A 21,031-nucleotide genomic window follows, 5' to 3' on the forward strand; every position below is an offset into this window, starting at 1 on the left:
TGCTGTCAGGCCTCATTCGGGAAATTGAGGATGGCGGCAGATCCGTGGAACTGGACAGCGAGGGCATCGTATGCCCTGGCGGCATCCTCCGCGGAGGAGAAGCCATGCAGCTGGCGCCTTTCACCCTTCATGGTGATCGCGACAGAAAAGCTGGATTGATGATTCCGTCGCACGCCTCGATAGCCGCAGCTATTGGCGTATCTGCGGTTGATGTTGTTGAGCGACAGGTCACCCGCGCGAAGGTTCGATTTACGGCAGTCAAGGCCATTGCCGTTGATATGATCGACAATTTGCCCCGGCTGTGCGCCGATGACAAAACGGTGCAGGTATATGCGTCCACCGGGGGTCGGGTTGCTTCCGCCGCGGCCATGCACCGCATATCGGTGCGCACGATACCACCGCAAAGCAAGGACGCGATCGGCATCTTCATCGTCGATGATAGCTGCGTATCCGCCCGCAAGTTCGATCTGCGCCATTACGCCGCCGCGCTCGCGGGCTTGGTGGGGCGCCAGAACGGATGTTCGTATGCGGCTTCAATCTGCTTGAGGAAGCTATGACCGCGAACCAATTTCAGGAAACGGCTGCTCCAAAAACCTTCCACACCAAGCGGGTGGCGAACCTCTTGAAGGGTAAGGCCGCAGTTCAACATATGCGCCAGCACCTTCACCGTCTCGACGGTGTATATCCGACCAGCAACGAGCATGGCGGCGCTCCCTCCCGCGTTGACGCAGTATGCGAGGTCGCCAGGATGCCAGCCATCAGCAGGTTCAACGGGGCGGAAGCGGATCATGCGGCCACCTGCTTGGTGGGGCGGGTCGAAGCCTTGAGCCACACTTCAGTCGGCACCTTCCCGCCGGTCGCGTCTTCGATCCTGTGAGCGAGATCCAGCGCGGGGCGCAGGGTGCCGGCGACGAGGCGCGAAACGGTGGCGGGCGTGGTCTTCGCCTTCTCAGCAAATTCGGCTTGCCGAACGTTCGCGGTTTCGAGATAGGTTTTAAGGTCCATGGCCGCTGATATTACGCAATACGAAAGTTTGCGCAAGGCGGAATTTTCGTATCACGGCATGGTTCGGCGTTGCGCGCTGCGTAATATCGCAACGATGGAACCCAATGGACTGAAAGCCGCCCGTAAGCGATTGAAGGTAGGGCAGGCTGTTATCGCCGAACGTTTGGGCGTTTCGGTGCCTCAGGTGTCGCGATGGGAAAATGGTATCGACAATGTGCCGAGCGCGCGGCTCACCGCATTCGCTGATGCTTATGAGGCGGGGCTAGGCGAGCTGTTTGGCGGCGACCAGCCTGAAGAGCCGTCCGACATCCCCGAAGGCGCGATCCCGGTAATGCCGATCCCGATGCTGGGCGATGTACCCGCCGGCCCGTGGCAAGAAGCGGTGCGCCGCTCGCATCACTACATCCCGGCGCCGCAGCCGGGCATGCCGTCATCAGCCTATGCGCTCAAGGTGTCGGGCAATTCGATGGACCGCGTTGTGCGGGATGGAGCCACGATCATCATCGATCCAGAGGACCGCGACCTGTTCGACCGCTGGTTCTATGTCGTGCGCAACGACGAATACGAGGTGACGTTCAAGCAGTATCGCGAGAACCCGGCGCGCCTGGTGCCATGTTCGACCGACCCGTCGCACACCACGATCCCTATCACCGATCGGGATTTCGAGATCGTCGGCCGCGTCATCAAGATCATCCTAGATCCAAGTCAGGCCGCCCTAGACTGATGGGCCACATATTCCCATTCCATGTCGCCCGGCACGACGATGTAGAATCGGCCCCATTCGTCATAGGCGCCAAGGTCAAGAGCAATCAGATCGCGGCGCGCCAGATCGCGGCTTGTGCGCCAAGGGCCAACCGGACGCCGAAGGCAAATGGCCCTGTATCTGTATTGCATACCGCCTCCCGAATCGATGGCGGCAGGATGGAACAAAAAAAGAACATTGATCAAGTGGGCGCGCGAATTTAGCTGTGGATAAGTGGGGGCGAATTTTGACCGATAACCAAAACGTAGCACCTGAGACGGCATATGACGGCGAACTGCATGTCGTCGGCCGCGTCGTGGCTATCGTGCGGAAGATGTGAGGGGCGGATGAGCGATTTAGTGGGGGCGGCGCAGCTCGGCAATAGCATCGTCATTAGATACGACGGATTGGATGCCGACCGTCATGTCGTTGAGATTGGAGACCTGTCTGTTTCCCTTCGCGGGCTGGGGCGCATCATCACTGTGGCGGGCACGTTTGCGGCGCAACAGCGGCTCATGGAGAGGTCGTCCGCACGCCCAGTGCGTGTGCTGGTCGGTCCACCTAGGGATGGCAGTTTAACCGTTGAGGCAGCCATGATGTGGCTGGATCAACATGCTTTCGCGGCAAGTACTGTTAGCGGCCTGACTGTTCTTCTGATAGGATACGTGTTCAAAAGCGCTGCTGGACAACGGGAAGAAATGAAGCATCTCCGGGCCTCACTAGAGACTGCAATTAAGGAGTTGGGGCACCGCGATCAGCCAGTGGTCGAGCGGCTGTTGGACACCATTGATCGAATGGCAGACATTTTGAAGCCTGCCGCGAGGCAGGCGGTTGCGCCGATCGGGCGTAGCGCCGGGACGTTGGAAATCGGCGAACAGGGTGCCCATGGCGGTGGCATTACATTGGGCAAAGTTGAGCGCGATGCCATAGATGCGTCTGAGCCGATCGAGATAGGGGCCGAGGTTTCTATAGGCGTCAGATTCAGTGAAATGAATTGGGATGCCCGCACTTGCAAGGTTGAGTTGGTTTCCGAGCCAGAGCTTCGATACCCTGCCGAAATAACTGATCCTGAAGTGCTGGTGCCCAACAATGCCTATGCGGATGCTTTTGCCGGCCAAACCGTCTTGGAGGTTCGCGCCAAGCCAACAATGCGGAATGGAGTGATTGAGCGCTGGTACATCAGCAATCATAGTTGAAGGTGCCAGACCTACCCCGGCCTTCACCGGATCAGACTGGCTTATGCACAATGCATCACAATGCGATTCGTTGCAACCTGAGGTTAGTTCCTGGCGCCCGACCAGCTCACGGCGGGGTTTTTCGTGCGCGCGATTCCCGGCGAACCAAAATAAATTGCGCATCACGTAATTTTTCCTCTTGCGCTTAAATTGCGCAATGCGTAATTATCACTCCATCGCCGGTCGCACCACCGCAGACCCGGCACCAGCGGGAAACCGCGAGATGGAGGAAGCCTTGTCGAAGATCACGAAACTCACGCCAGAGCAGGAGGTCGAGCTTCCGGCGTTCCGTCAGAAGTATCTGGACATCGCTTGCGGCGGGTCGCGCATCAATCGCGACATCCTCCAGAGTCATCTGAATGACGCATATGCGCTGATCGGAAAGCCGGCCCCGGCGCTGTTTATCTTCGATAGCCCGGCAGCTTGCATGCTGGCGATCAAGATCTTCAAGATGGGCGGCGATAAGCTGAGCCAGCTCGACAGCCAGCTCTACAGCCAGCTCGACAGCCAGCTCGACAGCCAGCTCTACAGCCAGCTCCGCAGCCAGCTCTACAGCCAGCTCTACAGCCAGCTCGAAAGCCAGCTCCGCAGCCAGCTCTACAGCCAGCTCCGCAGCCAGCTCTACAGCCAGCTCTACAGCCAGCTCTACAGCCAGCTCCGCAGCCAGCTCGACAGCCAGCTCGACAGCCAGCTCTACAGCCAGCTCTACAGCCAGCTCCGCAGCCAGCTCGAAAGCCAGCTCTACAGCCAGCTCTACAGCCAGCTCTACAGCCAGCTCTACAGCCAGCTCTACAGCCAGCTCCGCAGCCAGCTCGAAAGCCAGAACCTCTATGAAAGCGGGTTCCTGTGGGGTTCGATGGATCTCTACTGGCTCGCCTTTTGCCGCTTCGGACAGAAGATCGGCGTCAAATACGATGCGGAGAGTGCGCGTCGCTTCGACATCATGGAAGGTATCTCGCAGCAGTGCGGATACTGGTGGCCTTTCGATGGTATTGTCATCGCATCCGAGAAGCCGCGCCATGTTCGCTGGGACGACAACCGGCTGTTGCATGGCGAGACCGGCCCGTCTGTCGAGTTCTCGGACGGATATTCTCTGCATACGTGGCACGGTCAGTCGATCCCAGCAGAATGGGTCACCGGTAATCCGCCGTCGCCCGCCGAATGCCTGACCTGGCGCAATCTCGACCAGCGCGCGGCTGCCTGTGAAATTGTTGGCTGGCATCGCATCCTCGATGAGGTCGGCGCCCGCACGATCGATGACAGTGGTGATCCCGTCTGGGGCAAGCTGGTCGAGGTCGATCTGCCCGACAACGGGCCTCAGCGGATGCTTGACGCTATGTGCGGCACCGGCCGCCGGTTCGCGCTTCTCACCACCATGAACGTCAACACTGTCGATGAGGCTCAGAGCGAGCTTCACGGCGGCATCCCCGCGCACATCCTGCGCAATTCTGTCGAAAGGACGTAATGTCATGAAGTTCGAATTTGATGCGTCGCGCAAAGCCATCCCGCAGGGCGATGTCTACCTTGTGCCGATCATCGCCGTGCCGGCGGAAGCCATGGACAAGGCTGTGGCAGCGGAAAACGGCAAGTTCATCGTCACCCACTCGGAAACGGGCCACCACCATGTCGTGCTGGAACGGCCGAACGTGAAGATGTTCAGCGCCATGGATACCTTCCGCGACTTTCTGCTGATCGAGGGCGAACCGGCTACTCTGGAGCATTTGCGCGACCATCACACCCATGCCCCGCAGGAAATCCCTGCCGGCGCCTGGCTGATCCAGCGCCAACGCCAACCGTCCCCCGAAGGCTGGCAGCGCGCCGCCGACTGACGTGACCGGACCCCGGCTTCGCGCCGGGGCGAGGATGACATCAGTTCACCGATGGAGCGTCCCATGAGACACGAAATCATCACGAAGGCAGCGGAACGGGGCGAACCCACTGATCCCGCCTCGTATCGCAACATGCTCAACGACCTTAACGCGAAGGGCGCTGCGAAGGCTGCCCGCGCGATCGAGGCTGCCATGCAGTCCCAGATGAAGGGGCGCCGGGCATGATCGGCGCCACCCTCATCGACGCAACGTCGCACACCGCCCTTGAAGCCGCTGCCGAGAAGGCTGGCAACTGGCTGGTGACCGCCAAGCCCGTGATCCGCGCCATGATCGCGCTGTTCGACATGGATGCGAACGAGCTGTCTGGCTGCGATCCGCGCACCTTCGACGCCGCCTGGCCGCATATCGAGAAGGCCGCCAACCGCCTGCACCAGCAGATCGAGGATATCCGCGAGGAAGCCATCTGCGACCACAGCGTGAGCGGCACCAGTGAAATGACCGAAGCCGAATGGGATGCGGTCGAGGAGTTCAACGATGCGCTGCGCCGGGACGTGGTTTCCGTGGCGATGGCCATCCGGATTGTGAGGATCGAAGCGTGACCCACTACCTCAACGGCTTCGTGCCCGAAGTCGAATGCACCACCTGCAACGGAAATGGCGAAGTGTGCGGGGTCAACCCCAACCGCCGTTCGCGCTTCGTCGGCATGGACGATCTTTCGCCTGACGATTTCACGGTCGAGTGCGCCGACTGCGCTGGCCATGGATGGCGCCCGATGACGCAGGACGAAATGGACGACGCCGCGGCCGATGCCTTTTCCGACATGTGCGAGGGTGAACCGCCGGTCAGCATGGATGAAATGCACCAGCGCGCCCACCGCGAGAAGATGGAGAGCAGGTCATGATCAGCAAAATCCGCGCCGCCCTGACCAACCGCGACGCCCGCATCGGCCTCCACCCTCCCTATGCCGAGCTGATCGGGGCGGGGGCTGTGGTGTTCATGATGGGGTTGTTGATGGGGAGTCACATATGAACGCCGTGACCAACATCATGGCCGGGGATGGCGACGACGCTTTCCGCGCATCGGTGGTCGGAGCTTCCGAGGTCGCCGCTCTGTTCGGCCAGCATCCCTGGCTGACCGAGTTCGAGCTTTGGCACCGGAAGGCCGGCAATGTCGCCACGCCAGACTTCACTGGCAATGAGCGCGCGGAATGGGGCGTTCGCCTTGAGCCGGTCATTATCGAAGGCGCCTGCGATCGCTTTGGCTACCAGAAGATGGAAACGCCCAAGCGGCTGACGAACGAAGCCGGCCTGGGCGGCCACCCTGACCAGATGGTGATGTGCCCGCAGAGCGGGCGCGGCATCCTTGAGGTGAAGACGGCAGACTGGATCGTGGCCAAGGGCTGGGGCGATGAGCCGCCGCTGAATTATTTGCTGCAGGTCATGTCCTACATGGGGCTGGCCGGATGCGATTGGGGCGATGTCATCGTGCTGGTCGGCGGCAATGAACTGCGCCGGTTCCAGTATCAGTTCCGCCCGGTCATCTGGGCCGACATAGAGGCGCGGGTTGCAGCGTTCTGGCGCTCCATCGCTGCGGGCGATCCGCCGGCTGCAGACTATACCCGCGACCTGCCGACGATCAGCGCGCTCTATCCCGAGGACAACGGCGACCTGATCGACCTGCGGACGGACAATCTGGCTGTGGACGCTGCAGACCGCTGGCTGACCGGCAAGGCGCTGGAGAAGCAGGGCAAGGCGCAGGCCGATGCGGCGCAGGCTGAACTGCTCGACAAGCTGGGCACCGCTGGCGTGGCGCTGCTCGATGGGATGACCGTCAAATGCCCGACCACGAAGGCCCAGCCGGATCGCGAAATCACTGCCGACGACATCGGCACAATTATCAAGGGGCGCAAATCTTACCGGCGCTTCAGCATCGTGGAGAAGCGCGGATGAGGCTCGCAGACACCTTTTATCTCGTCTGGAATCCAGAAGGGATGAACCCCCGTGTCCGTCACGACACTTTCGGACGAGCAGCGGAAGAGGCCAAGCGTCTAGCTGTGGCTAACCCCGGCAAAGAGTTCTTCGTCATGCAGGCTCACCGTCGCGTGACCATCCACAATCCGCTGGTGATCGAGGACTTCGATACCAGCCTAGAAGTTCCGTTCTAAGGAGAAATTGATTGGCAACCCAGCTTCAGGAGCGCCGGGCCGACCCGGCAGTAGCGTTGCGGCAAAGCCTGGCGCAGATGAGCGACCAGCTCAAGATGGCGCTGCCGGCGCATATTGCGGTCGACAAGTTCCAGCGCGTCACCATGACGGCGATCCAGAGCAACCCAGATCTGCTCAACGCTGATCGCCGCTCGCTGTTCGGCGCCGTGGTCAAGGCGGCCCAGGACGGCCTTCTTCCGGACGGTCGCGAAGGTGCGCTGGTGATCTTCAACACGAAGAATCGGCAATCGGGCGGGTGGGACAAGAAGGTCCAGTGGATGCCCATGATTGCCGGCGTCCTCAAGAAGATCCGGCAGTCGGGCGAGATTGCCAGCGTCGATGTCCATGTCGTTCATGAGCATGACAAATTCACCTATCGGCCCGGCCTCGATGCTGTCCCGGTGTTCGAGCCTGACTGGTTCGCCGATCGCGGCAATCCCATCGGCGCCTATGCGATCGCCACCCTCAAGAGCGGCGAGGTCGTCCCGCCCGAAATCATGAACGTCGCCCAGATCGAGGCGGTGCGGAAGGTTTCGCGCGCTTCCGACAAGGGGCCGTGGGTGGACTGGTGGGGAGAAATGGCGCGCAAGACCGTCATGCGGCGCTTCGCCAAGCGGCTGCCGAGTTCCACCGACATCGAAGCCGAGTTCGAGCGCGATGACACGATGGTCGCCAAGTCGGCGGCGCTTGCCATGGCCGCCGAGGGCGAGATTGCGCAGATCGAAACCGAGCAGCCCGCCGGCCGCCTCGATGCCCTGGAGCATCAGATCCAGTCGGAGCAGGCCGCGGATGGCGGCGAAGGCCCGGACGACAACGAGCGCGGCGAACGCCTGACGCTGGATCAGGCCATGGCGGAAATCGACCAGTGCGGCACGGTGATCGATGTGGACACCAAGCTGGAATCGCTGCTCCCCGATCTGTCGGAGGCTGATGGCGATGACCTGTTCGTCCATGCCGGCGTGCGCAAGACCGAGCTGGGGCCGGCAAGTGACCGAATGCACCCACCCGCGCAGCAAGGGCGCCAAGCGGTGCAAGCCCTGTTCGGCGAAGCACATGGCAACCGACCCGGAAATCCAGCGCCGGCGGCGTGAGGGAATCCAGCGCTATCATCAGAAGCCCGGCGTGAAGCTCGAATATCGCGAGCGGATGCGCAAGGCTTTGGCGGCGAGCATGGCTGATCCCGAGCAGTTGGAGCGGCGGCGCGAACATGGCCGCTGGCTCCGCGCCAACGTGCTGACCCGGCCCGATGTGGTGGCCAAGACCGTTTCGCCCGAAGTGAACGCCAAGCGCGCCGCGTCCCTGTCTGCCACCCGGATGCGAGACATCCCGGCAGCCATGCGCGACGAATACCGGCGCCTGGTGGTGACCAAGAAGGTGCCTGCCGCCGAAGCGAAGGCGATCATTCTCGACCAGTGGAAGAAGCAAATCGCCGCACGCGCGGCCTAGAGGAGAACAAGCATGTTCGGACTTATGAGCGTGAAGAAGCACAAGGCGGTGGTGGACGATATCACGGCTGACCGCGATGCGATCCACAAGAGCTATGGCGCCAAGCATGATGCTTTGCTGGAGGCGCGTGACGAACTCCGCTTTCAGAAAGGGCAGGTGGCAACGCTTTCCCGCCGGAAAGATGAGGAAACCGTTCGCGCTGACCTGGCCGAACAGCGCGTCAATTCGCTGCTGGACGAACTGGCCAACTGGCGCGCCAACGGCCAGCTTCGCGACCCCAAGACCGGTCGGCTGATCCCGCGCGCGAAGACCGCCGATCCGGCCGCCGCCTAACCATTTCCAAGGGACTGGCCGGTGCCCAACAAGCCCGGCCAGAGTTTTCGATGAGCATCGAACTGACATGCTACGGAACCGAGGACTGCGAGCCGTGGGGCGTGTTCGCTCATGGCCACGTAGATCCGGCGCTGATCACGGTCGAAGCGATCAACGTCGCTCTCGATGCCGGCGGATTTGAGACGATCGACCATGCCGATATCGAGCATCTTTGGATGGCGCGCGACGAAGAAGATGCTGGCGAAGACGGCATGTTTCCGTGGCACTGGTGCCAGGCCGACACCGAAGGCGCAGTGGCCATCACCGGTATCAAGTTCTGATGACCCCGCGCCCCCGCCACCCTCAACCCCGCCCGCGCCCAATCCAGCGCACCACGAAGAAGCCCGGCGAGTGGGTTCAGACCCGCGACGGCTTTGTGAGGATCGAAGCATGACCCAGGAAAACACCGCGCTGCTGGAGGCGCTGGATACTCGCCTATGGTGCCTGCATCATATCGGACCAGATGAAGTCCACCCTGCGCCAGACTTCGACACGGCGTGGAAGTGGGCCGAATGGGGCAACAAGACGTTCGCTCAACATGCAGACATCAGCCGGTTTGTCGTTGCAGTGTGGCCGCATGCTCCAGAAGCGCACGCTGCCGATCTTCCCAAGAGCGTCGCGGAGTGGACCCTGCCGGCGACCAGCCCCACGGATAGCTTGACGGCTGATGCGGCGGCGGTGCGGGAGGCGGATTTCATTGCGGCCGATCCGGTGATGAGCGCAGATGATTGCAACGAGGACGGTGACCCTCTGTGGTATGCCGAAGTGCAAGACATCGGCGGGTGGAGCGTCATAGCCACAGTCTGGGGCGCATCAGCGGAACAAGCTACATCGCGAGCAAATGCGATCGTCGCCGCCCTCGCCGGATCGGAGGGCGGGCGATGAGAGACCGTCTGGAAACCCTGAAGGCCGCGATCAAAGCGCATGGCGAAGCGGTTGTGTCCATCATTCCGAACCATAACCCTTGCGGCGTGGTCCATGCTGACGCCGATCAGTGGGATATGCTGGTATCTGCTGGCGACGCTGAGAAGCGGGCACGCGCCGATCTGATGCCGACTGAGCAGGATGCCATTGATCTGATGCATCAAGCGCACCTCCGGCTTCGTGAGCTTGGTTGGCGGGAGGCGATCTATTGCCCGAAGGACGGCACCGAGTTCGACGCTATTGAGGCTGGCAGCACCGGCATTCAACGCGCGCACTATCTCGGGACTTGGCCGACTGGTGGCTGGATGGTCGCCAGCGATGGTGATCTGTGGCCTTCGCATCCGTGCCTGTATCGCCCGACTGCGGCTGAACTAGCGGCCAAGGAAGAGCGCGCCAAGCGGTTCCAGCAGCTCGCCAACGACAACCGCCCCCGGACCATCTTCTCCGATGATGTCGATCCGGCTGCGAGGGAGGAGGCGGGGCATGACGCTCTACGTTGAGGATTACGAGATCGGCCAGCGTTGCCCGCTAACTGCGGCCGACAACGAGGCGGATCAATGCGGTGGCGTCCTTATGCTGAGCGCGGCCGTCGATTGTTCCTGTCATATCGCCGCCCCTTGCGCGGGCTGCACGGAAGCGCCGCTGGTCTGCACGGTCTGTGGCTGGGAAGCAGAGGATTTGGACCATGACTGATCGCGATACCCTGCTGGCTTTGGCGGAGCGGGTGGAGGGGCTTCCTGCTGAATGGTGCGTGGACTACCGATCAGCTGGCAAGGAAATTCACCGCTCCATCTTTGGCGCGCCAGAAGTGGCCGAGCATTCCGGTTATGGATGGCGTGAGGATGACAGCGGATGGTGGATGCTGACCGGCGAGGATGGACGCATCCCCCCGCAGCGCATCGACCCCGCCAAGTGGCTGACCTCGATCGACACGGCCATGACGCTGCTTCCAGAAAAATGGAAGCTGCGTGGGATGCAGTTCTCTGCCCCGTGCGCCGACGACCGCAAGTGGCATCTGAACTTGCACGGAGGCCGGGAAGGGCAGGACAGGTTTGTCGGCCGTGGCGCCACGCCTGCGTTGGCCATGACCGCCGCAGCCCTGCGCGCGCGGGCGGGAGGTTTGTGATGGCGATCGATCTGCACCGGACGGCCAAGATCGAGGCGGTTGAACGCCAACGCTGCATTCCGTGGCAGCATTTCAGCATGACCCGCGCCGGCCGCATGTCGTGGGCAAATTGGTTTCGGAAAGGACGCCGCACATGACTGACATCATCCAGGAACTGCGCGGGCTGATCGCGAAGGCGACGCCGGGGCCGTATCTGATACGCACGCTCGAAAACTTCGGCTTCAATGTTGTCCATTATCAAGATGGAGACAAGTTCAACATCGTGCGGGTCGGGAAGTGCGCTGACGAAGCAAACGCCGACCTCATCGTTGCCGCCATCAACCACCTCCCGGCCCTGCTGGATCGGTTGGAGGCGGCTGAGGCCGACAACGCGAAAATCCGCAAGATGCTGGTGCCGCAATGGTTCTATGCCGACGGCTATAGCAGCGAGGACTGCTGCGACAGCCCGGCCGAGGCGCTGTGCGAATTTGATCTGGAGCCTGGGAAACATATCAGGCAGGTGGATTGCGCTGGCCCAATGCCGTCAATCTGGTGCGTTGTTCACGTCCTGACCGATGAGGAGAAGGACGCGCTAGACACCGATGACGACGAAATCATCACCGAATTTGCCAGCAAGGAGGAGGCAGAGGCCGCCATCCGGGAGGTGAAGCCGTGAGCGAGATGATCGAACGTGTGGCCAAAGCCATCTACGAGGAGGACGACCCGTGGCATAAGGCGTGGCCTTGGCCTGACCTGAACGAAAAGCAGGGAACGGCAGATGCGTATCGACGGATCGCCGCCGCAGCCATCAAGGCTATGCGCGAGCCGACTTTTCCTATGGTCAAGGCCATGTTCAACACCAAGGACGACGGCGGCGGCAGTCTGCATGAGCGCAAGTGGCAGTCCGCCATCGACGCCGCTCTTGTGGGGGAGGTGGGGTAGAATGGGGAAGGTTGCGCGCTTCACCAAAGCCGACATAAAGCGCGCCGCGTCGGGCATGGCGGCGGCGGGCTTCCGTAATATGCGGGTCGAGATAGACCCCAATGGCAAAATCGTCATCCTGACCGAGCAGCCGAATCAGCGCAGGGATGGCGAAGGATGGGAAGACCTAGAGTGACGAAGGGGCTTCCCCCATATGTGACCGAGTTTCGCGACCGGCATGGCAAGATGCGCCTCCGATTCCGCCGCACTGGCTTCCCATCCAAATACATCAACCACCCGGTTGGCAGCGATGATTTCTGGAAGGAATATCTGGCGCTCAAGAATGGCGAGAAGCTGGCCGTTGGCACCGATCGGCTGGAGCCTGGCACATTCAACGATCTGATCGCCCAATATTACCGCAGCACCACATGGGCTAACATCCCGAAGGAAAGCACCAAGCGCGTCTACCGCGGCACCTATGAGAGGTTCCGCGCGCAGTATGGCGATCGCCAGGTTGCCACGATGTCGGCCAAGAACGTCGCGCGGCTCATGGAGAAGATGCACGAAACGCCCACCGCCGGCGCTATCCTGCTCAAGCGCCTGCGCCAGTTGTTCGACTATGCGATCCTGATGGGGATGCGGAAGGACAACCCGGCCAAGGCGGTCAAGCCGCCGAAGTCGAAGGGGACCGGCTTCCACACATGGGATGAGGAAGAGATCGACGCGTTCGTGGCCCGGCATCCGGTTGGCACGAAGGCGCATCTGGCCCTTTGCCTCCTGCTCTACACCGCGCAACGCCGGTCTGATGTCGTCACGATGGGGCCGCAGCATGTGAAGAACGGTCGCATCCGCGTGAAGCAGATGAAGACAGGGAAGGAGCTTTTTATCCCGATCCATCCGCGCCTGGCATCCGCGATCGCTGCGTGCCCATCGGGCCAGCTCGCATATCTGGTGACGGAGTTTGGCAAGCCATTCACAGCGAATGGCTTCGGCAACTGGTTCCGCAAGCGCTGCGACGAAGCCGGGCTGGAGAAATGCGCCGCGCATGGCCTGCGCAAGGCCGCGTCTCGCCGCATGGCGGAGATCGGCATGTCGAACCAGTCGATCAAATCCATCACCGGCCACACGACCGATTCGGAGATTTCGCGATACACGCGCGATGCCGATCAGATGCTGATGGCTGACCAGACCATGGCGGCGATGATCCGCGCTGATTTGTCTACCTCAGAAACCGGGTTAGACAAAAACGCCTCGAAAACGCCGGAAAATAAGGGCTAAAAATGGCTTGTGGTGCACCCAAGTGGATTCGAACCACTGGCCTTTGCCTTCGGAGGGCAACGCTCTATCCAGCTGAGCTATGGGTGCATGACGCTGGTCAGAAGGGGCGCTTAGCAAAGGGCTTCGAACCGCGCCAGCCACAAAATCACCTGTTCCCGAAACTTATTTCGGGGCCTTCACCATTGGCTGGAATTTGCCCAGGCCACAGCTGGCACCCGGTTGCAGGCCCGGCCCGGCGTTGAACAGCACGGTGATGATGTCGACCGAACAGAGTTGGGACATGCTGGTGCGATAGGAAAAGCGCCGTTCGAAGCCCAGGCTGGGGCAGCTGTTGGGCAGGGTGTTGCGGTAGATCTTCTTGCCGCTCACCTCGAAATCGATGGTGCGATCGTCACGCACATTGCTCGACCGAATCTGGCTGATCGAAATGCAGTCGACCGGATCGCCGCTGGGCACATAGGGATCCGGCTTGTCCTTGGTCTTGGCGAAAGCAGGCGTCAGGCCACAGGCCAGCAGCAGGCCGGCGGTGAGAATGGGGCGGATGGACATTGTCTCTCTCCTTCGTGCTGACAAGACGATTCGCGGAGCTGATTTCCGTACCGATCCTAGCACCGCCGTCGGGCGCGATCAGGCGGCTTTCGCGACGCTGCCGGGTTCCGGCGTCTTCGGCTTGAAGCGGCACAGATCCGACACGATGCAGCGCCAGCATTCGGGCTTGCGCGCCTTGCAGACATAGCGGCCATGCAGGATCAGCCAATGATGCGCATCGCGGCGGAAGGGCTGGGGCACGCGCCTTTCCAGCTTGTCCTCGACTGCCAGCACCGTCTTGCCCGGCGCAAGGCCGGTGCGGTTGCCGACGCGGAAGATATGGGTGTCGACCGCGAAGGTCTCCTGCCCGAAGGCGGTGTTGAGCACGACATTGGCGGTCTTGCGGCCGACGCCGGGCAGGGTGGTCAGCGCGTCGCGATCCTGCGGCACCTCGCCGCCGAAATCGCGCACCAATATCTCGGACAGGGCGATGACATTCTTCGCCTTGGTGTTGAACAGGCCGATCGTCTTGATGTGCTGCTTCAGCGCATCCTCGCCTAGGTCGACCATCTGCTGCGGCGTTTCGACTTCGCGGAACAGGGCGCGGGTCGCCTTGTTGACGCCGACATCGGTGGCCTGCGCCGACAGGGTGACCGCGACCAGCAGCTGATAGGCATTGCCATATTCCAGCTCCGTCACCGGCGCGGGATTGGCCTCTGCCAGGCGGCTGAAAAAGTCGAAGATCTGGCCCTTGTTCATGGCATCAGAGCCCCAGCACGCCCTTCATGTCATAGCGACCGACCGGCTGGCCGGCGAGCCAGCTTGCGCCCTTGATCGCGCCGCGCGCGAAGATGCTGCGGTTCTCGGCGCGATGGCCGAGTTCGATCCGCTCGCCCTCGGTCGCCAATATGACCTGATGGTCGCCCGCGACCGATCCGCCGCGCAGCGCGGCAAAGCCGATCGCGCCCTTCGCCCGCGCGCCGGTGATGCCGTCACGGCCGCGCTCGCTATGGTCGGCGAGGGTGATGCCGCGCCCCTTCGCCGCTGCTTCGCCCAGTAGCAGCGCAGTGCCCGACGGTGCGTCCACCTTGTGGCGATGATGCATCTCGACGATCTCGATATCCCAATCGTCGCCCAGGCTGGCGGCGGCCTTCTCCACCAGCGCGGCGAGCAGGTTGACGCCCAGCGAGGTATTGCCGGTCTGCAGCACCGGGATGCGGGCGGCCGCCTGATCGATCAGCGCATGATGCTCGCCCTCCAGTCCGGTCGTGCCGATCAGGATCGGCTTGTTCGCGGCGATGCAGGCGTCGAGATTGGCGGAAAGCGCGGCTGGCACGGAAAAGTCGATCAGCACGTCGGCCGCCTGTGCCAATGCCAGCGGATCGCTGGTGATGGCGACGCCGGGCGCCAGTTCGCCGCTGCCGTCGCGATCGGTGCCGCCCGCCACGGTCAGTCCCGCTTCCGCCGCGGCCTGCGCGATGGCGCGGCCCATGCGCCCGGCGGCGCCGAAAATCCCGATGCTGGTCATGCCCTGATCCGTTCCTTGAAGATAAGTGAGCGGGCGATGCCAGAGCGGCGGCCCTTTGTCATCCGGCACCATGAATTTCTTGGGAACGGCGACCGGCCATGGCCAGGGGTTCGTTCGAGAAAGCCGGTACCAGCCCGCTCCCCCGCCCAACCACCCGAAAGGATGACACTGGATCGGGTGGTTGGGCGGGGGAGCGGGCGGGTACCGTACCGAAAAAATCGCTCTTTCGCGATTTTTCGAACTGGCTCTAAGAGAGGGCCATGCTCGATCTTCCCCGACTCTCCGTTCCGACCCTGCCGATCGACGGCAGCGCCGATCGCTTTCCCGTCCGTCGCATCTTCTGCGTCGGGCAGAATTATGCCGAACATGCGCGCGAAATGGGCGGCGATCCCGATCGTGCGCCGCCCTTCTTCTTTACCAAGCCGGCCGATGCCGTGGTCGAGAATGGCGCGTCGCTGCCTTTCCCCTCGCGCACGCAGGATCTGCATCATGAGGTCGAACTGGTGGTCGCGCTCGGCGCGGGCGGTACGGATGTCGCGGTCGAGGATGCGCTGGCGCTGATCTACGGCTGGGCGGTCGGCATCGACCTCACCCGCCGCGACATGCAGGCGGTCGCGAAGAAGGCCGGTCGTCCCTGGGACATGGCCAAGGGCTTTGATCGCTCCGCGCCGATCGGCCCGATCCATCCCGGCACGCCGCCGGCCAGCGGCGCCATCGCGCTCAGCATCGATGGCGACCCGCGCCAGTCGGGCGACCTGGCCGACATGATCTGGTCGGTGCCAGAAATCATCGCCAATCTCTCCACCTATGTGCAACTGGCGCCCGGCGACCTGATCTTCACCGGCACGCCTGCCGGCGTCGGTCCGATCGCGCCCGGCCAGGCAGTGCAGGCGACCATCGCCGGCCTGCCGCCGCTCGACATCGCCTTTCAGAACTGACCATCGGAACAAGGATAAACAGGATGGACATCGACATTCCCCATGATCTCGGCCGGGACGAAGCCAAGCGCCGGGTGGAGCAGGGCCTGCCCAAGCTGGAACAGCATATCCCCGGCGGCGGCACCATGACCGCGACCTGGCCGTCCGATTATGCGCTGGATATGGAAATCTCGGCCATGGCCCAGACCATCCCGGTCAAGCTGCTGATCGAGGAGGACAAGGTGCGCGGCACCGTGTCGATCCCGATGTTCCTCAAGATGATGTCCGGCCCGATCTCCGACTTCATCAAGACCAGCGCCCAGAAGATGCTGACCAAGGCGTAAGCCTGCCTGCCGAGGTGCCCGCCATGCCGATCGACATCGAAAACATCGTCATCCTCACCGGCGCGGGCATTTCGGCCGAGAGCGGGCTTGCCACCTTTCGCGGGCCGGATGGCATGTGGGAGGGGCATCGGGTGGAGGATGTCTGCACGCCACAGGCGCTGGCGCGTAATCCGGCCTTGGTGCATCGCTTCTATGACGAGCGGCGCGCGAAGCTGGCGGAGGTGGCGCCCAATCCCGCGCATGAGGCATTGGCCGCGCTCGATCGCGCCTGGTCGGGCGATCTGCTGATCGTCACCCAGAATGTCGATGACCTGCATGAGCGGGCAGGGGCGAGCCGGCTGCTCCACATGCATGGGGAATTGAAGTCTGCCCTTTGTGCCGCCTGCGGCAAGGCGGTGGCCTGGGCCGATCCGCTGCCGCCCGGCAGCGCCTGTACGGGCTGTGGAGCGCCCAGCCTGCGGCCCGACATCGTCTTCTTCGGCGAAATGCCCTATGATATGGAGCGGATCGAGGAAGCGCTGGCGCAGGCCGATCTGTTCGTGTCGATCGGCACGTCGGGCGCGGTCTATCCGGCCGCCGGTTTCGTCCAGATGGCGCGCCATTATGGCGCCCGCACGCTGGAGCTCAATCTCGATCCGTCGGCGGGCAGCAGCTATTTCGAGGAAAGCCGGCTTGGCCCGGCAAGCGAACTGGTGCCCGAACTGGTCCACGACCTGCTCGGCTGACCGGCCTTATTCGCCGGGTGCCGCCATGATGTCGGCACCAGCGGGTTCATCGCGATAGAGCAGCATCACCGATCCATCCTCGCCATTCACCGCGCGGATCGGCAGGCTCAGTTGCAGGGCGGAGAGGAATTCCTTGCTGTCGCTGACGCGGAATCGCCCGCCGACCCGCAACGAGGAGACGCGCGCGTCGCCGATCAGGATCGGCGCACGGCGATAGCGGTTGAACTCGCTCGCCGCCTGCTCGATCGTTTCCCCGTCCAGCTCGACCATCTGGTCGCGCCAGGCGGTGCGCTGGTCGATCAGCTTGGGGCTGAGATGGGTGAGGTCGATGCTGCGCGACTGGATCACGGCGCCGCTGCCTGCGCTGACCTTTTCCAGCCCGCTATTGCCCGAATGGACCGTCACCGTGCCTTGCGTGACGGTCAGTTCCACCACCGACGGGCGCATGCGGACGTTGAAGGCAGTGCCGACGGCGCGGATCTGGGCCGATCGCACCTCCACGTCGAAGGGCCGGCCCTTGTCATGGGCCACGTCGAAGGAGGCTTCGCCCTTGAGCACGCGCACCTTGCGGCCGATGTCGGTGAAGCGGACCTCCGCCTCGCTATTGCTGTTGAGGTGCAGGATGGAGCCGTCGGCCAGCGCGACGTCGCGGATCTGGCCGACCGCCGTCTCATAACGATCCACGCCGCTGAAGGTGCGGATGGTGACGATCGCGGCGACGATGAAGAAGGCGATGGCGATGCCGGCGGCGATCATGATGTTGCGCGACAGGCGGCGCTGCTGTTCCTCGCTGACGATCGCTTCGAGCGGGGGCAGATTGACTTCGGCGGCGGCGCTCTTCAGCCGCTCGGCCGCATCCCAGGCGGCTTCGGCGCGGGCAAAGGCCACGCCATGGCGCGGATCGGCCTCGATCCACGCACATATCTCGTCTTCGTCCTGGGGAGTAGGGTCGCTGTTAAGCCTGGCCAGCAGGCGCGCGGCTTCCAACGCGATCGCGTCCCTGTCCCCGCTGTTTGAACCTGGTCCCGACGCCTGCACGTTCGAAATCCGTTTCCTCACGTTCTGCCCAGGCCCGCATAACTATGCCGATCGCTTTGGCCAGATGTTTTTCAACAGTAGAAACGGACAGAGACATTTCCTCCGCTATTTCCAGCATCGATTTTTCGTGAATACGGCGAAGAATGAAGACGCGGCGGCACTGGGTGGGCAACGAATCGACGATCGCCTCAACCTGGCGGAGCGCTTCGCGGGCGTGGAGCTGTGCCTCGATGGTGTTTTCGCCCCCCAGCAATTCCAGATCGGCGATTGTCTCGAAGCTCACCACCTTGTTGCGGCGTGCTGTGTCGATAACAAGGTTGCGGGCGATGGTGAAGAGATAGGCGCGCCCGGTGGTGACATTTTCCCAGTTCTCCGTGGCATAGGCACGGGCGAGAACTTCGGCGACCATATCCTCCAGTTCATGGGTAGAGGGGAGAATGCGACGCAGACGGCCTCGTAAGGCAGCTTCCTGCGGCAAAATCACGGTCTTGAACCATTCTAATTTGGCGCGAACCCTATGCACGTCGACCCCCTTTTATGTCAGCGCGCCTCTCCTGAATTTCTTTTTGTTGTCACATTTCAATCATGGATTTCGGGGGGTGTCCAGCACGTGATTACGCATATTCCGTAATCCGCCATAAAAAGTTCCACCCTGTTGCAAAAAAGTTTTCAGGGGCCTTCTTTTGTTGCGTGGTTACGAAATTATGTCAGGCGGAACCTCGTCCGGCGCGCGATCGGGCTGGTCATAGTCGGGTTCGCCAGGGATGATTTCGGGCGGCTCTTGGATCGGAGTCTCATCCGGAGTCGCGGGCGGCGGCGTTTCGGGCGGCGACTGCGGTTCGATCCGGTCGGGCGGGGGCAGGGTGTCGGGCGCTGGATCGGGCTGGGTGGCCATGCTATGCTCTCCTGCAAAGAAGAAGCTACGCGCGGGCAAGGATGCCGGTTCCATCAATGCATCCATATCCCTTGCTCTCGCCAATGCTTTTCTCTATGCCGCGCCGACCGGCGACCGATGCGGGCGTGGCGAAACTGGTAGACGCGCCAGATTTAGGTTCTGGTATCGCAAGATGTGGGGGTTCGAGTCCCTTCGCCCGCACCAGTGTCAGGCTTGGCTTGATCCGGCGCCAACGAGATTCAGCTAAGAAAGCGTTTGAGAGAAGAGATGCAGACTGTCGAGACGTTGAACGAGGGCCTGAAGCGCGCCTACACCGTGACCATCACGTCGAAGGATATCGACGCCCGCGTTGAGAAGGAAGTGCTGGCGATTGCGCCGCAGGTGCGCATGCCCGGCTTCCGCCCCGGCAAGGTGCCGGCGAACCTCGTCAAGAAGATGCATGGTGAAAGCCTGCAGCGTGACGCGCTCAACAATTCCATCCAGGAAAGCGTTCAGAAGCTGATCGCCGACCAAAAGCTGCGTCCCGCGATGCAGCCTTCGGTCGAGCTGGACGAAGGCTTCGAGTTCGGCAAGGACGCGCAGGTCAAGGTGGAACTGGAAGTTCTGCCCGTGATCGAAGCCCCGAGCATCGACGGTCTGAAGCTGGAACGCCTGACCGCCGAAGTCAGCGACGCGCAGGTCGAGGAACAGGCCGGCCGCATCGCCACCCAGCAGGGCGCGCTGGAAGAATATGCCGCCAGCCACAAGGCGAAGGACGGCGACACGCTGGTCATCGACTTCGTCGGCAAGGTCGACGGTGAAGCGTTCGAGGGCGGTTCGGCCGAAGGCGTGAAGCTGAAGATCGGTTCGGGCCAGTTCATCCCCGGCTTTGAAGAGCAGCTCGGCGGCGTGAAGAAGGGCGAAGAAAAGACCATCGAAGTCACCTTCCCCGAAGATTATGGCGCCGCGCACCTCGCCGGCAAGGCCGCGACCTTCGACGTGACCGTGCAGTCGGTGCTGAACGCCGACAAGCCCAAGCTCGATGACGATTTCGCCAAGTCGCTGGGCCTGGAAGGTCTCGACCAGCTCAAGGATCTGCTCAAGGGCCAGATCGAGCAGGAGCATAACGGCCTGACCCGCACCTACATGAAGCGCAAGCTGCTCGACCAGCTCGCCGCTTCGCACGACTTCGACGTTCCGCCGAGCATGGTGGAAGCCGAATTCAACCAGATCTGGCAGCAGCTTCAGCATGAAGCGAGCCATGAAGCCGATCCGGAAGCGGCTCTGGCCGAAATGGAAGCCGAGAAGGAAGATTATCGCGGCATCGCCGTGCGCCGCGTGCGCCTGGGCCTGCTGCTGTCGGAAATCGGCCAGGCCAACAATGTCGTCGTTTCGGACAATGAAATGAACCGTCTCATCATGCAGGCTGCCCAGCAGTACAGCCCGCAGGATCGTGAGCGTTTCGTGCAGTATGTCCGCCAGGATCCGATGGCCGCCGCCCAGCTGCGCGCGCCGCTCTATGAGGACAAGGTCGTCGACTTCCTGTTCGAAAAGGCGGAAGTCAGCGACCGCGCTGTCAGCCGTGAGGAACTGGAAGCTGCGATCGAAGCCGAAGATGGCGATCTGAAGCCCCACGTCCACGGTCCGGGCTGCGGCCATGACCACGATCATGACGACAAGCCCAAGGCGAAGAAGGCCGCTGCCAAGAAGAAGGCCGAGCCCGCCGAGGCCGAAGCCGTAGCCGAGGAAGCGCCCGCCAAGAAGGCCCCGGCCAAGAAGGCTGCCGCCAAGAAGGACGAAGCCCCGGCTGAGGACGCTGCCGCCGAGGAAAAGCCCAAGGCGAAGAAGGCTCCCGCCAAGAAGGCCGCTGCCAAGGCTGAATAAGCTGGCAGGCTAGAGACGAGAAGGGCGCCCGGCTTCCAAATGGAGGTCCGGGCGCCTTTTCTTTATATCGTCGCCCGCATTCTTGGGGCAGGGCGGTCGAAATATTAACCATGGCTGGGCCATGGCAGGGGCA

The 21,031-nt window shown here is 62.4% G+C and carries 36 protein-coding genes and 2 tRNA genes; 28 read left to right on the top strand and 10 right to left on the bottom strand.

Annotation, left to right across the window (positions count from 1 at the left end; translation table 11 throughout):
- Positions 1-5 precede the first annotated feature (5 nt).
- Genes N6H05_RS14820 through N6H05_RS14830 form a run of 3 tightly spaced genes read right to left on the bottom strand, consistent with a single transcriptional unit; the run spans position 6 to position 1,005 of the window.
- The gene (locus N6H05_RS14820; protein ID WP_284110213.1) at positions 6-476 is read right to left on the bottom strand and encodes an AP2/ERF family transcription factor; all 471 of its coding nucleotides are present in this window, start codon (positions 474-476) and stop codon (positions 6-8) included.
- Positions 476-790, bottom strand: a complete 315-nt coding sequence (locus tag N6H05_RS14825; RefSeq protein ID WP_284110214.1) for a hypothetical protein — start codon at positions 788-790, stop codon at positions 476-478. The genes N6H05_RS14820 and N6H05_RS14825 overlap by 1 nt, the downstream gene beginning before the upstream one ends.
- A complete protein-coding gene (locus tag N6H05_RS14830) occupies positions 787-1,005 on the bottom strand; it encodes a helix-turn-helix domain-containing protein (RefSeq protein WP_284110215.1) in 219 nt (72 codons plus the stop codon). The genes N6H05_RS14825 and N6H05_RS14830 overlap by 4 nt, the downstream gene beginning before the upstream one ends.
- Between N6H05_RS14830 and N6H05_RS14835 the strand changes: the two genes are divergently transcribed.
- The 23 genes from N6H05_RS14835 to N6H05_RS14945 all read left to right on the top strand — a co-directional run bounded on the left by N6H05_RS14835 (position 1,004) and on the right by N6H05_RS14945 (position 13,060).
- Complete coding sequence (locus N6H05_RS14835) at positions 1,004-1,729, top strand: LexA family protein (RefSeq protein WP_284110216.1); 726 nt, start codon at positions 1,004-1,006, stop codon at positions 1,727-1,729. The two genes, N6H05_RS14830 and N6H05_RS14835, sit on opposite strands and share 2 nt — an antisense overlap.
- Positions 1,730-2,094: 365 nt before the next feature.
- Positions 2,095-2,943, top strand: a complete 849-nt coding sequence (locus N6H05_RS14840) for a DUF7946 domain-containing protein (protein WP_284110217.1) — start codon at positions 2,095-2,097, stop codon at positions 2,941-2,943.
- Between the two features lie 274 nt (positions 2,944-3,217).
- Positions 3,218-4,447: a DUF6745 domain-containing protein gene (locus tag N6H05_RS14845; RefSeq protein ID WP_284110218.1), complete on the top strand. Its 1,230-nt coding sequence runs from the start codon at positions 3,218-3,220 to the stop codon at positions 4,445-4,447.
- Between the two features lie 4 nt (positions 4,448-4,451).
- Positions 4,452-4,811 carry a DUF8820 family protein gene (locus N6H05_RS14850; RefSeq protein WP_284110219.1) on the top strand — a complete coding sequence of 120 codons (360 nt, stop codon included), beginning with the start codon at positions 4,452-4,454 and terminating at the stop codon, positions 4,809-4,811.
- Between the two features lie 63 nt (positions 4,812-4,874).
- Entirely contained in the window at positions 4,875-5,036 is a 162-nt protein-coding gene (locus N6H05_RS14855) for a hypothetical protein (protein WP_284110221.1), read from the top strand.
- The gene (locus tag N6H05_RS14860; RefSeq protein ID WP_284110222.1) at positions 5,033-5,410 is read left to right on the top strand and encodes a hypothetical protein; all 378 of its coding nucleotides are present in this window, start codon (positions 5,033-5,035) and stop codon (positions 5,408-5,410) included. The genes N6H05_RS14855 and N6H05_RS14860 overlap by 4 nt, the downstream gene beginning before the upstream one ends.
- Positions 5,407-5,712, top strand: coding sequence for a hypothetical protein (locus tag N6H05_RS14865; RefSeq protein WP_284110223.1), 306 nt, complete (start codon positions 5,407-5,409; stop codon positions 5,710-5,712). The genes N6H05_RS14860 and N6H05_RS14865 overlap by 4 nt, the downstream gene beginning before the upstream one ends.
- Positions 5,709-5,840 carry a hypothetical protein gene (locus tag N6H05_RS14870; protein WP_284110224.1) on the top strand — a complete coding sequence of 44 codons (132 nt, stop codon included), beginning with the start codon at positions 5,709-5,711 and terminating at the stop codon, positions 5,838-5,840. The genes N6H05_RS14865 and N6H05_RS14870 overlap by 4 nt, the downstream gene beginning before the upstream one ends.
- Entirely contained in the window at positions 5,837-6,760 is a 924-nt protein-coding gene (locus tag N6H05_RS14875) for a YqaJ viral recombinase family nuclease (RefSeq protein WP_284110226.1), read from the top strand. The genes N6H05_RS14870 and N6H05_RS14875 overlap by 4 nt, the downstream gene beginning before the upstream one ends.
- Positions 6,757-6,975 carry a hypothetical protein gene (locus tag N6H05_RS14880; RefSeq protein ID WP_037521438.1) on the top strand — a complete coding sequence of 73 codons (219 nt, stop codon included), beginning with the start codon at positions 6,757-6,759 and terminating at the stop codon, positions 6,973-6,975. Before N6H05_RS14875 ends, N6H05_RS14880 begins: the two co-directional genes overlap by 4 nt.
- 11 nt (positions 6,976-6,986) lie before the next feature.
- Entirely contained in the window at positions 6,987-8,105 is a 1,119-nt protein-coding gene (locus N6H05_RS14885) for a recombinase RecT (protein ID WP_284110229.1), read from the top strand.
- Positions 8,068-8,460, top strand: coding sequence for a hypothetical protein (locus N6H05_RS14890; RefSeq protein ID WP_284110230.1), 393 nt, complete (start codon positions 8,068-8,070; stop codon positions 8,458-8,460). Before N6H05_RS14885 ends, N6H05_RS14890 begins: the two co-directional genes overlap by 38 nt.
- A gap of 12 nt (positions 8,461-8,472) precedes the next feature.
- Positions 8,473-8,793, top strand: coding sequence for a hypothetical protein (locus tag N6H05_RS14895; protein ID WP_284110231.1), 321 nt, complete (start codon positions 8,473-8,475; stop codon positions 8,791-8,793).
- A gap of 50 nt (positions 8,794-8,843) precedes the next feature.
- A complete protein-coding gene (locus N6H05_RS14900) occupies positions 8,844-9,113 on the top strand; it encodes a hypothetical protein (protein WP_284110233.1) in 270 nt (89 codons plus the stop codon).
- A gap of 109 nt (positions 9,114-9,222) precedes the next feature.
- A complete protein-coding gene (locus N6H05_RS14905; RefSeq protein ID WP_284110235.1) occupies positions 9,223-9,717 on the top strand; it encodes a hypothetical protein in 495 nt (164 codons plus the stop codon).
- On the top strand, positions 9,714-10,256 hold the full coding sequence (locus N6H05_RS14910) for a hypothetical protein (RefSeq protein ID WP_284110237.1): 543 nt from the start codon (positions 9,714-9,716) through the stop codon (positions 10,254-10,256). The genes N6H05_RS14905 and N6H05_RS14910 overlap by 4 nt, the downstream gene beginning before the upstream one ends.
- On the top strand, positions 10,240-10,449 hold the full coding sequence (locus N6H05_RS14915; protein ID WP_284110238.1) for a hypothetical protein: 210 nt from the start codon (positions 10,240-10,242) through the stop codon (positions 10,447-10,449). Before N6H05_RS14910 ends, N6H05_RS14915 begins: the two co-directional genes overlap by 17 nt.
- Complete coding sequence (locus N6H05_RS14920) at positions 10,442-10,882, top strand: hypothetical protein (protein ID WP_284110240.1); 441 nt, start codon at positions 10,442-10,444, stop codon at positions 10,880-10,882. The genes N6H05_RS14915 and N6H05_RS14920 overlap by 8 nt, the downstream gene beginning before the upstream one ends.
- Positions 10,882-11,019, top strand: coding sequence for a hypothetical protein (locus N6H05_RS14925; RefSeq protein WP_284110242.1), 138 nt, complete (start codon positions 10,882-10,884; stop codon positions 11,017-11,019). Before N6H05_RS14920 ends, N6H05_RS14925 begins: the two co-directional genes overlap by 1 nt.
- A complete protein-coding gene (locus tag N6H05_RS14930; protein ID WP_284110244.1) occupies positions 11,016-11,537 on the top strand; it encodes a hypothetical protein in 522 nt (173 codons plus the stop codon). Before N6H05_RS14925 ends, N6H05_RS14930 begins: the two co-directional genes overlap by 4 nt.
- Complete coding sequence (locus tag N6H05_RS14935; RefSeq protein WP_284110246.1) at positions 11,534-11,803, top strand: hypothetical protein; 270 nt, start codon at positions 11,534-11,536, stop codon at positions 11,801-11,803. The genes N6H05_RS14930 and N6H05_RS14935 overlap by 4 nt, the downstream gene beginning before the upstream one ends.
- Position 11,804: 1 nt before the next feature.
- Positions 11,805-11,978: a hypothetical protein gene (locus N6H05_RS14940; protein ID WP_284110248.1), complete on the top strand. Its 174-nt coding sequence runs from the start codon at positions 11,805-11,807 to the stop codon at positions 11,976-11,978.
- 326 nt (positions 11,979-12,304) lie between these two features.
- On the top strand, positions 12,305-13,060 hold the full coding sequence (locus N6H05_RS14945) for a tyrosine-type recombinase/integrase (protein ID WP_284110250.1): 756 nt from the start codon (positions 12,305-12,307) through the stop codon (positions 13,058-13,060).
- Positions 13,061-13,070: 10 nt separating this feature from the next.
- Here the strand turns inward: N6H05_RS14945 and N6H05_RS14950 are convergent.
- The 4 genes from N6H05_RS14950 to dapB all read right to left on the bottom strand — a co-directional run bounded on the left by N6H05_RS14950 (position 13,071) and on the right by dapB (position 15,116).
- Positions 13,071-13,147: transfer RNA gene (locus N6H05_RS14950), tRNA-Arg, on the bottom strand.
- A 75-nt stretch (positions 13,148-13,222) separates the two neighbouring features.
- Entirely contained in the window at positions 13,223-13,609 is a 387-nt protein-coding gene (locus N6H05_RS14955; RefSeq protein ID WP_284110252.1) for a hypothetical protein, read from the bottom strand.
- A gap of 78 nt (positions 13,610-13,687) precedes the next feature.
- Positions 13,688-14,347 (bottom strand): endonuclease III, encoded by a 660-nt coding sequence (gene nth / locus N6H05_RS14960; RefSeq protein ID WP_284110254.1) that lies wholly within the window; start codon positions 14,345-14,347, stop codon positions 13,688-13,690.
- Positions 14,348-14,351: 4 nt separating this feature from the next.
- Complete coding sequence (gene dapB / locus N6H05_RS14965) at positions 14,352-15,116, bottom strand: 4-hydroxy-tetrahydrodipicolinate reductase (protein WP_284110255.1); 765 nt, start codon at positions 15,114-15,116, stop codon at positions 14,352-14,354.
- Between the two features lie 260 nt (positions 15,117-15,376).
- On the opposite strand from dapB, the gene N6H05_RS14970 reads away from it, so the two are divergent.
- From N6H05_RS14970 to N6H05_RS14980, 3 genes are read left to right on the top strand one after another with little or no spacing between them, the layout of a single operon-like run.
- The gene (locus N6H05_RS14970) at positions 15,377-16,054 is read left to right on the top strand and encodes a fumarylacetoacetate hydrolase family protein (RefSeq protein ID WP_284110257.1); all 678 of its coding nucleotides are present in this window, start codon (positions 15,377-15,379) and stop codon (positions 16,052-16,054) included.
- A gap of 23 nt (positions 16,055-16,077) precedes the next feature.
- Complete coding sequence (locus N6H05_RS14975) at positions 16,078-16,377, top strand: polyhydroxyalkanoic acid system family protein (RefSeq protein WP_004207574.1); 300 nt, start codon at positions 16,078-16,080, stop codon at positions 16,375-16,377.
- Positions 16,378-16,400: 23 nt separating this feature from the next.
- Positions 16,401-17,102, top strand: a complete 702-nt coding sequence (locus tag N6H05_RS14980; protein ID WP_284110259.1) for an NAD-dependent deacylase — start codon at positions 16,401-16,403, stop codon at positions 17,100-17,102.
- A gap of 6 nt (positions 17,103-17,108) precedes the next feature.
- Here the strand turns inward: N6H05_RS14980 and N6H05_RS14985 are convergent, their stop codons facing one another.
- The 3 genes from N6H05_RS14985 to N6H05_RS14995 form a co-directional block, all read right to left on the bottom strand.
- On the bottom strand, positions 17,109-18,089 hold the full coding sequence (locus tag N6H05_RS14985; RefSeq protein WP_284110261.1) for a FecR family protein: 981 nt from the start codon (positions 18,087-18,089) through the stop codon (positions 17,109-17,111).
- On the bottom strand, positions 18,058-18,663 hold the full coding sequence (locus tag N6H05_RS14990; protein ID WP_004207570.1) for an RNA polymerase sigma factor: 606 nt from the start codon (positions 18,661-18,663) through the stop codon (positions 18,058-18,060). The genes N6H05_RS14985 and N6H05_RS14990 overlap by 32 nt, the downstream gene beginning before the upstream one ends.
- 171 nt (positions 18,664-18,834) lie before the next feature.
- Entirely contained in the window at positions 18,835-19,035 is a 201-nt protein-coding gene (locus tag N6H05_RS14995; RefSeq protein WP_284110263.1) for a hypothetical protein, read from the bottom strand.
- Positions 19,036-19,154: 119 nt separating this feature from the next.
- Between N6H05_RS14995 and N6H05_RS15000 the strand changes: the two genes are divergently transcribed.
- Both N6H05_RS15000 and tig read left to right on the top strand, forming a co-directional pair.
- Positions 19,155-19,239: transfer RNA gene (locus N6H05_RS15000), tRNA-Leu, on the top strand.
- 63 nt (positions 19,240-19,302) lie between these two features.
- Complete coding sequence (tig, locus tag N6H05_RS15005; RefSeq protein WP_284110264.1) at positions 19,303-20,898, top strand: trigger factor; 1,596 nt, start codon at positions 19,303-19,305, stop codon at positions 20,896-20,898.
- Positions 20,899-21,031: the final 133 nt, after the last annotated feature.

It is taken from the genome of Sphingobium sp. WTD-1, assembly GCF_030128825.1.
Classification (GTDB): Bacteria; Pseudomonadota; Alphaproteobacteria; order Sphingomonadales; family Sphingomonadaceae; genus Sphingobium.